General features: G+C 71.1%; 8 protein-coding genes, 2 tRNA genes, 2 pseudogenes and 1 riboswitch. Of the genes and pseudogenes, 8 read left to right on the top strand and 4 right to left on the bottom strand.

The genetic code is table 11. The features are described 5' to 3' along the window. The 3 genes and pseudogenes from ACZ7LT_RS14515 to ACZ7LT_RS14505 form a co-directional block, all read left to right on the top strand. Nucleotides 1-342 (top strand): annotated as a pseudogene (locus tag ACZ7LT_RS14515) (DEAD/DEAH box helicase); the annotation flags it as partial. 220 nt (nucleotides 343-562) lie between these two features. Then, nucleotides 563-3,568, top strand: coding sequence for an FG-GAP repeat domain-containing protein (locus tag ACZ7LT_RS14510; protein WP_471236381.1), 3,006 nt, complete (start codon nucleotides 563-565; stop codon nucleotides 3,566-3,568). A gap of 89 nt (nucleotides 3,569-3,657) precedes the next feature. Then, nucleotides 3,658-3,730, top strand: a tRNA-Lys gene (locus ACZ7LT_RS14505). Here ACZ7LT_RS14505 and ACZ7LT_RS14500 read toward each other — a convergent pair. Further along, nucleotides 3,728-4,441, bottom strand: a complete 714-nt coding sequence (locus tag ACZ7LT_RS14500) for a hypothetical protein (protein ID WP_471236380.1) — start codon at nucleotides 4,439-4,441, stop codon at nucleotides 3,728-3,730. The genes ACZ7LT_RS14505 and ACZ7LT_RS14500 overlap by 3 nt on opposite strands. 97 nt (nucleotides 4,442-4,538) lie before the next feature. On the opposite strand from ACZ7LT_RS14500, the gene ACZ7LT_RS14495 reads away from it, so the two are divergent. Next, entirely contained in the window at nucleotides 4,539-4,904 is a 366-nt protein-coding gene (locus ACZ7LT_RS14495) for a hypothetical protein (protein WP_471236379.1), read from the top strand. A 335-nt stretch (nucleotides 4,905-5,239) separates the two neighbouring features. Here ACZ7LT_RS14495 and ACZ7LT_RS14490 read toward each other — a convergent pair whose 3' ends face one another. Beyond that, complete coding sequence (locus ACZ7LT_RS14490; RefSeq protein ID WP_471236378.1) at nucleotides 5,240-5,452, bottom strand: DUF4287 domain-containing protein; 213 nt, start codon at nucleotides 5,450-5,452, stop codon at nucleotides 5,240-5,242. A 67-nt stretch (nucleotides 5,453-5,519) separates the two neighbouring features. After that, nucleotides 5,520-6,575 carry a quinone oxidoreductase family protein gene (locus ACZ7LT_RS14485; protein ID WP_471236377.1) on the bottom strand — a complete coding sequence of 352 codons (1,056 nt, stop codon included), beginning with the start codon at nucleotides 6,573-6,575 and terminating at the stop codon, nucleotides 5,520-5,522. A gap of 122 nt (nucleotides 6,576-6,697) precedes the next feature. On the opposite strand from ACZ7LT_RS14485, the gene ACZ7LT_RS14480 reads away from it, so the two are divergent. Continuing rightward, the gene (locus tag ACZ7LT_RS14480; RefSeq protein ID WP_471236376.1) at nucleotides 6,698-7,309 is read left to right on the top strand and encodes a CGNR zinc finger domain-containing protein; all 612 of its coding nucleotides are present in this window, start codon (nucleotides 6,698-6,700) and stop codon (nucleotides 7,307-7,309) included. A 14-nt stretch (nucleotides 7,310-7,323) separates the two neighbouring features. Here the strand turns inward: ACZ7LT_RS14480 and ACZ7LT_RS14475 are convergent. Then, nucleotides 7,324-7,548, bottom strand: a pseudogene (locus ACZ7LT_RS14475) (sigma factor-like helix-turn-helix DNA-binding protein); the annotation flags it as partial. Between the two features lie 272 nt (nucleotides 7,549-7,820). Between ACZ7LT_RS14475 and ACZ7LT_RS14470 the strand changes: the two are divergent. From ACZ7LT_RS14470 to ACZ7LT_RS14460, 3 genes are all read left to right on the top strand, one after another. Further along, nucleotides 7,821-8,303 carry a rhodanese-like domain-containing protein gene (locus tag ACZ7LT_RS14470; protein WP_471236375.1) on the top strand — a complete coding sequence of 161 codons (483 nt, stop codon included), beginning with the start codon at nucleotides 7,821-7,823 and terminating at the stop codon, nucleotides 8,301-8,303. Nucleotides 8,304-8,378: 75 nt separating this feature from the next. After that, a tRNA-Met gene (locus tag ACZ7LT_RS14465) sits at nucleotides 8,379-8,452 on the top strand. Nucleotides 8,453-8,708: 256 nt separating this feature from the next. Further along, on the top strand, nucleotides 8,709-9,881 hold the full coding sequence (locus ACZ7LT_RS14460; RefSeq protein ID WP_471236970.1) for a PP2C family protein-serine/threonine phosphatase: 1,173 nt from the start codon (nucleotides 8,709-8,711) through the stop codon (nucleotides 9,879-9,881). 225 nt (nucleotides 9,882-10,106) lie between these two features. After that, nucleotides 10,107-10,241: riboswitch (cyclic di-AMP (ydaO/yuaA leader) on the top strand. The last annotated feature ends 5 nt before the right edge of the window (nucleotides 10,242-10,246 follow it).

Genomic DNA, 10,246 nt, shown 5'->3' with positions numbered 1-10,246 from the left:
CGCCCCTCGGGTGGTGGCTTCCGTCGGGACAACGACCGTCCGTCGGGTGGTTTCCGTCGTGACGACCGTGACGACCGTGGCGGCTTCCGTCGTGACGACCGCCCCTCCGGTGGTGGCTTCCGTCGCGACGACCGCCCGTCCGGCGGCCACCGTGGCAGCGACCGTCCGTTCAACCGTGACCGTCGTGACGACCGCCCCTCGGGTGGTGGCTTCCGTCGGGACAACGACCGCCCCTCGGGTGGCTTCCGCCGCGACGACCACCGTGGCTCCACCGGCTCCGGCTCCGGCTCGTTCGGTGGCGGCCGCCGCGACGACAAGCCGCGCTGGAAGCGCAACGGCTGATTGAGCTGAGCTGCTGAGCTTGAGCTGAGCTGAGGCCGAAGGCCCGCATCACACCTGACCGGTGTGGCGCGGGCCTTCGGCATTTTGAACGCGTTAAAAAACTGGCAGCGAAGATCGTTTTCTCCTGTTAGTGTCGAACGCACATGCGCGGGGCGCTTCAGGCCGGGGGGCCGGCGTCTTCTTCCGCGCCTTCGAGCGGTTTTCTGGGGAGAAACTGAACTTGAATCGCCATGCACTGGTACGGAGTGCTGTCGCCACGGCCGTGGTCGCGGGCATCACGGCCGGACTCGCACCTCTCACCTCGGGCCCGGCGTTCGCCGCCGAGCTGCCGCAGGGGACGCTGACCATCCCGGCGGAGCGGACACCGGACGCCAACGCGGCCGTGCTCCAGCAGGCCGGTGAGACGGGGTATCTGTACGGCACGATGTCCGGCGGCTTCCACTGGACCTCGTACGCCGACGGCACGACCAAGCCCGTGCCCCTCCCGGCCGGGATGAAGACCATCTACGGCACGGACTCCGACATCGTCGCCTTCGTGGGCGACGGATCGAGCATCGTCCAGCGCGACATGAGGGACGGCTCGGAGCGGACCGTCCGGATACCCGACGGGCAGTCCCTCTTCGGCGTCTTCGCCGACGCCGTGGTGACCGAGGAGACCCGCAGCGGCCGCGCCGCGGGCGATCTGCACGTGCTCACCTGGAAGGACGGGCAGCTCGACGACCGGAAGGTGCCGATGTCCGGCGCCGACGAGGTGCTCCCGCTGACCTGGGACCGGGGCGGGATCTATGTGGCCCGCAAGTACGGGGAGCTCACGCTCGTCAGCCGGATCGTCCGGGACGGGCAGGGCCCGGCGACCAGGCTCGAAGACGTCCCCTTCGGTACGGAGTCGAGCGGCACCCATGTGACGCAGTGGCACGACGACGGCCGGGTGAAGGTCTTCGCGGTGGGCGACTTCCAGAAGGCCGTTCACGAGCTCACCATCGCCGGCCGCGAGGGCGCCAGGCTGCTGGGGACCGTCGGCGACCAGGTCCTGATCGCCCGGCGCATCTCGACGGGCGAGGAGGTCGTACCGTACTCGGACCTCGCCTGGCGCGTCGTCGCCGTGCCGGTGGGTGGCGGGGCCGAGAAGGTCCTCTTCGAACGAGCCACCGCCATGCCGGCCTTCAAGGCCGACGGCTCGATGCTGATCGGCCGCGCCGACACGGGCGAGGGCACCGGCCAGGGCGTGTACGCGGTCCGGCCCGGGGCGGGCGGCGGGCTCGACGTCACGAAGGTCGCGGACGCGCCGGTGACCCGTACGGCGATCACCGGGATCGCGCTCGACCACGGACGGCTGAGCACGGTCGAGCGGGTCCCCACCGACGAGGGCATCGCCAACCGGCTGCGCACCGTCGACCTGACCGTCGCGGGGCCCTTGAAGGCCGGCAAGCGCACCGATCGGTTCGAGGTCGCCCCGGACGCCGAGGTCCGCTCCACCAGCGAGGGCTGGTTCCTGCGGGACAAGCAGGGACAGCTGGCCCACGTGGCGAACGACGGCACGTCCCGCTGGACGAAGCCGGTCTACTTCCGGGACTCCGCGAAGGACGACGTGCGCGTGTCGGGCCGCCATGTCGCCGCCTGGCACCGGTCCGACCTCACCCCTGAGGTCTTCGACGCCCCCACGGGCAAGCAGCTCTTCTCGCAGGGCAGCAAGAGCCCCTTTGCGCTCAGCGGCAGCACGCTGTGGACCACGGTCGACGGACTCGGCAACGTGAGCAACCGCAACGTCCGCACGGGCAAGTCCGGCGACACGATCAAGATCGCCGACTGCGGGATCAACGACATCCAGGCGGTCGGCACGGCGCTGTACTGGGACTGCGGCGAACAGGGCTCCGGGGTGTACGACACGGTCACCAAGAAGTCCGTGCCCCTGCCGAAGCACGAGGGCGCCCTGCTCGGTGACGGCTACGTGGCCTGGCAGAAGAACGGCGTGCTCTCCACCACGGACGTACGCGGCACGACCGGAACCCGCCAGATCGGGACGCCGCGCGTGGCCGCGAAGGGCCGCGGTTGGACCGTGGACCGCTCCGGCGGCGCGGTGGCGTACGTGGACGCCGAGGATGCCATCCACGTCGTCCCGTCCGGCGTACCGGCCTCCGCCCTCACCGCCGCCGACGCGGAGGTCCCGGCCACCGCGAACGTCAAGGCGGGTGCCTGGGCGCCCCGCTGGTGGCTCTCCAAGCCGGTCGCGTCCTGGCAGCTCACCCTCACGCACACGCTGACCGGCAAGACCGTCCGCACGCTCACCGGCGGCGAGACCCGCGGCGCACTGGGCGCCTCGTGGGACGGCAAGGACGCGGCGGGGCGGTTCGCCGCCGACGGCGCGTACACCTGGGCCCTGACGGCGCGGCCCGCCGACGGCCGGGGCGCGGAGCTGACCGCCTCCGGTCGGATGCAGCTGCGCGGCGCCGCGCCGGTGGCGCGGGACTACGCCGGTACGGGGTCCCTCCCCGACGCCGTCCCGGATCTGCTCGCCCTCACCGGCGCCGGGTCCTTGGACTTCTGGCACGGCACGGCCGCCGGCACTGTCTCCGGCAAGACCGTGGGCGCCGGCTGGCCCGCGGGCGTCACGGCCGTCCCGGTCGGCGACGTGAACGGCGACCGGTGCAACGACGTACTCGTGCGGATGCCCGGCGGCGAACTGCGCACCTACAAGCCCGGCTGCGGCAAGGCGCTCACCCCGTCCGCGCCGTACACCAAGGCCGGCACCGGCTTCGCCGGCTTCGACGTACTGACCGCGCCCGGTGACCTGAGCGGCGACGGCCTGACCGATCTCGTCGGCCGCAAGAACGGTGATCTGTACCTCTTCACCGCGCGGACCAACGGCACGGTGGCGCCCGGCGTGAAGATCGGCACCGGCTGGGGTGGCTTCAACCACATCGTCGGTGTGGGCGACCTCAACGGCGACGGCCTCGGTGACCTGATCGGCCGTAAGACGACCGGGGTGACCTACCGCTACGACGGCCGTACGGGCGGCGTGAAGACCGCGGTGAAGATCTTCTCCAGCTGGGGCGGCTCGTACAACGCGATCGTCGGCGCCGGTGACCTCACCGCTGACGGCAAGCCGGACCTGGTGGCCCGGGACACGTCCGGCCGCCTCCACCGGATGAGCGGCGACGGCAAGGGCTCCTTCGGCGCGGCCGTGCAGATCGGCAGCGGCTTCGGCAGCATGAAGGGCCTCTTCTAGGGGCGTTCGAGCACGACGACGGGGCCGATGATCCGATACCCGATCGGCTCACCGGCCCCGTCGGGCTATGCTCGGGGATGACGCGCCGAGGGCCGTTAGCTCAATTGGCAGAGCAGCGGACTTTTAATCCGTTGGTTGTGGGTTCGAGTCCCACACGGCCTACCGAAGGCGGTAGGAGGGGGAAGCCCCTCTGACCTGCTGGGAAGCGCCCCGACCGGTCTTGATCGGTCGGGGCGCTTCGTCATTCGCGGCGCGTGCGTGCGCTGACGGTGGAGCAGCATGTGCCGAGGCCCGTCTCAGATCGATGGCACCCGTCACCGAGGTGCCCTTGCTGAAGGTCAGGCTGCGTTGGACCTGAAGCCCAAGTGCCCTGATGGCGACGAGTTTCGCGTTGTCGAATCGGCCGCCCATGCAGTTGAGGCTCCCGCCGACCACGGCATGGGTGAGGGCGACTTGGCCATGTGCGGAGAAGTGCTCCGCGATGTTGTGGCCGTCGAAGTCCCTGGAGCCCAGGGTGATGTCCCCGCCGACCCTGAGAGCGTCGCCGAGGATGGCACTGTCCGTTTCGTGCCTGAATTGCCCGCCTTCGCAGGAGAGATCGCCGCCGATGGTTGCTCCGGCGAGCAGTACTTGCCCATCGGCGAGGAACCCGTTTCGCAGGTTCACGTGTTGCTTGATCTCGGCGCGAGCCAGGTCCAACGCGATCTTCCCGGTGTGGATGAAGTGACCTCCGGAGCATTCCAAGGTGCCCCCGATGGTGGAGCCGGTCAGGTCCAGATGGCCGGTGATCACACATTTCTCGAGGTCGAAGCGGCCGTCGATGACGCTGCCCTGGAGATCCACGTCGTTGTCGGCGACGAATCCCCTCCACACCAGGTGTTCTTTGACGGTGAGCCTCGTGGCTCGCAGTGCGTAGCCGTCGGGACTGTTGCCGTGACTGAACCTGCCCCCCGACGGCGCTGAACTGGCCGTGGATCTCGGCCCCGATCATCCGGGAGTTGCCCTCGGCGTGGAAGGACTCGTTGCACCGCAGGTCCTGGTCCACTCGGACGCCGTCGGCGACCAGAGCGTGGCCTCCCGGATTGGAAATGTGCGTACCGTCCAGAATGAGGGCGCCGCCGATGCGCGCTCCGACGAGGAACACCTTGCCGGACACCCGAGAACGGGCCAGGTTCAGATCGTTCTCGGTGCGGAGTTCGGACCCGCTCAGCTGCGTGAGGCGACAGCCCCAGATGTAGATCGCCGGAGCCTGCGCCTGCTCGAGATTGACGACGTCGAGGTCGCAGTCCGTGAGTTCCAGCGGGCAGAGCAGCGTCGCAGCCTCGAAGTCCAGTAGGCCGGTGATCCGGGCTCCGGTGAGGCGGAGTCTGTGTGGCTTCTCCGGCAGGCCCGTGCCCGTGGCGAGCTGCCGGATGAGGCCTGCCGACACCTCCTCACCCGACTGGGCGATCACCTCATCGCCGGGTACAACCGCGTCCCACAGGCGGCGCTCGATTCCGGTGGTGTCTTGGCGTGTATAGGTCTTGGGAGTCAACGGGGGCTCCGATTCAGCACAGGGGCGGGCGCGGGCGCGCGCCTGTACTGATCATTCGGCCGCTCAACCCGGCCCGCCACCCGTCCCGTCCGCATACTGCTCCGCCCAGCCGATGCCCGGTTCGCCGCCAGCTTTGGTTACTGGCCGGTCTGTTCGGCGAGGGTGTGGGCGACCAGGGCGTTGGCGTGGCCGTGGCCCAGGCCGTGGTCGGTCTTGAGCCAGGAGACCAGCTCCATGTGCTTCGTCAGGGGTGAGGAGCGGATCAGGTCCTGCCACTCAGCGATCGGGCGGCCGTACTTCTTCTCGATGGAGGGGAAGTAGCTGGCCGGGCCTTTCACCGTGTTGGTCATGTGCGGTGCCCTGTCTCGTCGATGGGGTGGGGACGGTCGAAAGGTGGACCGTCCGCGGGCGTCGAACTCATCGTTCCGAGTCGGAGAGATTTTCGGCGCCGTCGATCCGGTCCGCGTCGCCGGTCGTCAGGATGATCTTGCCGCGGGTCGTGCGCTCCTCCAGGCGGGCGTGGGCCTCGGCCGCGCGGGCCAGCGGGAAGGTCGCTTCCACCGGGATGCGGTACGCGCCCGAGGCAGCCTTCGCCGCGAGGGCGGCGAGGTCGGGCCGGGGGTCGTAGCCGCGGTCCAGGAGGTTGCTGAGCTGGAAGCCGTGGATGGAGGCGTTCTTCGGGTAGAAGTCGCGGGTGTCGACGGTGCTCGGCGTGAGGGCCACGTTGGCGAGGGCGACCACACGGCCGCCGTACGCCACCTCGCGCAGGCTCTGGGCGAACGTGGGACCGCCGACGAGGTCCAGGACCGCCGTGGCGCCCTGGCCGGAGGTCAGCCGGAGGACTTCGTCGACCGTGGCGTCCCCGGGGTGGGCGGCGGTGTCGACGGTGGCGTGGGCGCCCAGTTCGGCCGCCCAGGCCGCCTTGGCCGGGGAGCTCGCGACGGCGACGACCCGTGCGCCCGCCTCCGCGGCGATCTGGACCGCCGCGCTGCCGACGCCGCTCGCCGCGGCCTGGATCACCACGGTGTCCCCGGCCTCGGTCCGGGCCAGTCGGTGCAGGCAGTACCAGGCGGTGAGCCAGGCCGTGGGCAGCGCTGCGGCATGGGTGAGGGGCAGGGCGTCGGGGACGGGGACGACGCGGTCGGCCCGTACCGCCGCCAATTCGGCGTAGAAGCCGGGGGCATTGGGCGCGCCCAGGACCATGACCCGCTGTCCGGGACGCGGCCCGCCCTCGCCCACCTCTTCGCCGCCCGCGCCCACCGCGACGACCGTGCCGGCCGCCTCCAGGCCGGGGACGATCGGCGGGCGACCGGCGCGGTGGTAGGCGCCGGAGCGGATGAGGGCGTCGGCCCGGTTCACGCCGGCCGCGGCCACGCGTACGAGCACCTCGCCCGGGCCCGGTGCCGGGTCCGGCAGCTCCACCGGGGTGAGGACTTCCGGGCCCCCGAACTCGTCGATCCGTACCGCACGCATGTGAAGCTCCCCTGTGTTGACGCCTGACTGAACGGTGACACCTGTTGAACCAGTGTCACCTGCTGAACGGGTGTCACCATGCGACACCTGTTCAATGGGTGTCAAGGCGATAGAGTGAGGGGGTGAGTACCGAAGCCACGCCCGACGAGCTCGCCTTCCGGTTCATCGGCGGGCGCCCCTGCCTCGACTTCGTCGCCACCCTGGGCAAGCGCCACACCACCCGGATCGAACGCCTCGCCCACCCATCCGACCTGCGGCGATGGATCGCCGAGGCGGGATTCGGGGCGACGGCCGATCCGGTCGGCGACGCCGAGCTCACCGAGGCGCGGGCCCTGCGGGAGGTGGTGTACCGGCTGCTCCAGGCCGCGCGGTCGGACGGCGACGGCCCCGCCTCCGGCGACCTCGCACACCTCAACGCCGCCGCCGCCCACCCCGACCTCGCCCCGCAGCTCACCGCGGGCCCCTCCGGCCGCGGCCTGCACTGGCAGGCCGAGCGCCCCGTGCCGGCGGCCCTCGCCACCGTCGCCCGGGACGCCGTGCTGCTGCTCGGCGGCGATCTCCTCGACCGGGTGAAGGAGTGCGAGAACCCGGAGTGTTCGCTGCTCTTCCTCGACGACTCCCAGGCCCGTCGGCGCCGCTGGTGCTCCATGGACCGGTGCGGCAACCGCGCCAAGATCGCCGAGTACCGGTCCCGGAAGAGCCGGAAGGCGGCCGGGGCGGCGGGCAGCGCCTAGTCGTCGCGACCGCCCTCCGGTACCGGCCCCAGGCCCCGCACACGGCGCCTTGCCCCGGCCACCAGCAGCCGCGCCTCGACCGGCGTACGGTCCACGATCGGGGCGATCTCCTCGAACGGCAGGGCGAACATGTCGTGCAGGACGAACGCCAGCCGCTCAGCGGGTTTCAGCGACTCCAGGACGACGAGCAGCGCGAGCCCGACCGAATCGGCGATCAGCGCCTCCTGCTCCGGGTCCGGCGCCGGGTCCGGAGCCCGGTCCGGCTCCGGGGCCGCCTCGTGCCCGAACTGCCGTAGAAGGAACTCACTCTCGTACCCACTCTGGTCCATCGCGATCGCCCGCTCCCTCGTCGTGTCCTCACCGCTCTGACGCCCGTGGAATGAGGGATGTGACGGGCGTCCGTGAGATTCCCGCTCGAGCCCCGCGAACGCCCAGGATTCCCCGGCCGATGGCCCCAACAACCGGGAATCCGCACTTCAGCGCGGTGATCGACAACCGTAGATTTTCTGCCATGACCACCACGCAGCTCACCCAGAACCCCGTCCTGCGCGTTCCCCCGGCCGCCCCGGCCGCGGCCGCCGCCTACTTCTCGGCCAGCCTCGCCTTCCACGCCGACGTCTCGGACGTCGCCTCGGCGCTCGCCGCCGACGGCGACCCCGGCTTCGTCGTCCTGGACTCGCGCTCCACCGCCGCGTGGGACCAAGGTCACATCCCGGGCGCCGTCCACCTGCCGACCGCCCTCATCTCCGAGCAGGCCGAGCAGCTCCTGGACAAGTCCGTGCCCGTGGTGACGTACTGCTGGGGCCCCGGCTGCAACGGCGCCACCCGTGCGGCGCTCGCCCTGGCCCAGCTGGGTTACCAGGTCAAGGAGATGCTCGGCGGCTTCGAGTACTGGGCGCGGGAAGGCTTCGCGTACGAGACCTGGGAGGGCACCCGGACCCCCGACACCGACCCGCTGACCGCCCCCGTCGATTCCGACGACTGCGGCTGCTGAGTGACCCCCGTGTGTCCGGGAAACCAAAAATGGTGAAGGGCACCGCCCAGCATGGCGTAGGGTGGTGTTCACCGACGCGGGGTGGAGCAGCTCGGTAGCTCGCTGGGCTCATAACCCAGAGGTCGCAGGTTCAAATCCTGTCCCCGCTACTGAAGAAACACGACGAAGGCCCGGATCCTCCTGGATCCGGGCCTTTGCCGTATGCCGGCCACTGTCCATGGGCCGTGCGCGTGTCGGGCGGGTGGACCTGTCCGGCGTCCCCCGGACGGCCGACGGCGGCTCGCCGCCCGGCGCGGCTCCGGCCAGGGCGGGTGGGGCGCGGTACCGTCCGCAGCCGAGGGCGCACCGGGCCGGGCAGGGAGAGCACAGGTGGGGCAACGATCGGCGGACGAGGACCCGAGCGGGCTGGCCGACGGACCGGACCCCGCGGCCGGGAACGGCGGTGAGGTACGGCCCGCCGAGGGCGCGCGGCGGTTCATCCGCGCGTTGCCGCCGCTGGTCATCGCCGGTGGGGTGGCCTTCGACCTCGCCACCCCGCCGGCGTTCACCGCCGCCCCGATGCTCTCCGCGGCCCCGCTGATCGCGGCGCCGTTCTTCTCGCTGCGGACGACCCTTTTCACCGGCATCGCCGCCGTCCTCGCCAGCATCGGACTGCACATCTTCAACAGGACCATCACCGACGTCCCGGACCTGACCGAGACCCTGACCGTGCTCACCGTCTCCGCACTCGCCGTGTTCATCAACCGGGTCGTACGGCGCAGCGGCGAGCGGCTCGCCTCCGCGCGGGTGATCGCCGAGGCCGCGCAGCGGGCGGTGCTGCCCGCGCCGGCCGAGCGGATCGGCGGGCTCCAGATCGCCGCGCGGTATGAGGCGGCGCAGGCCGACGCGTTCATCGGCGGCGACCTCTTCGCCGTGCAGGACACGCCGTACGGTGTGCGGCTCGTGGTCGGGGACGTGCGGGGCAAGGGGCTCGACGCCGTGGAGGCCGTCGCGATCGTGCTGGGCGCCTTCCGGGAGGCCGCGGAGCAGGAGTCCACCCTGGAGGGCGTGGCGCAGCGGCTGGAGCGGGCGCTGGCCCGGGAGGGCACGCGGCGGGACGATCTGGACGCCTTCGAGGGGTTCACCACGGCGGTGCTCGCCGAGATCCCGCGTGGGCACGGGGTGGTACGGGTGGTGAACCGCGGGCACCCCGAGCCGCTGCTGCTGTACGCCGACGGGGACCTGGATCTGCTGGAGCCGAGCGCCCCCGCGCTGCCGCTGGGCATGGGCGCGCTGGGGGTCTGGCCGGACCGGGCGGACGAGGCGCCGTACCCGCCGGGCGCGACGCTGCTGCTCTACACGGACGGCCTGTCGGAGGCACGGGACGCGGCGGGGGAGTTCTACGACCCGGCGGTGCGGCTGGCCGGGCGGATCTTCCCGGGGCCGGGTGCGCTGCTGGACGCGCTGGTCGACGACGTACGGCGGTACACGGGCGGCGGCTCGACGGACGACATGGCGCTGCTGGCGGTGAGCCGACCGGGGCAGCGGCAGCCGGAGCGGCGCAGGACGATGCCGGTGGTGGGCGGTAGCGGTCCGTAGTGGAAGCGCACCGCTCCGCATAACATTTGACGAACGATCAGATTTCATGGGGTTTGGCGGGTGGGGCTGAGGGGGGATCAAGTCGCCCGGTTCACCCCTCTTATGAGCGGTATGCCCAGGCCAGGACCGTTAACGATCAAGAGGAACGGCTTGGAATAAGAGCCCCGTGTCTATTAACGTTCGATAACGCAGTGCGGTCGTCCCAGCCGTCGCAAGAGGCGGCACCGTGCGCACGCGCCGAATCCCGCAAGGGAACCGGGGAACCACCACATTGGGGTGAATCGGGTCGAACGTGACCCGTAGGAGACCTTCCTGCTCCGAACCCGTCAGCTAACCCGGTAGGCGAGAAGGAAGGAAAGGAGTAC

The sequence above is a fragment of the Streptomyces sp. NPDC039465 genome (assembly GCF_055639315.1).
This window is presented reverse-complemented; position numbering and strand designations above follow the sequence as displayed.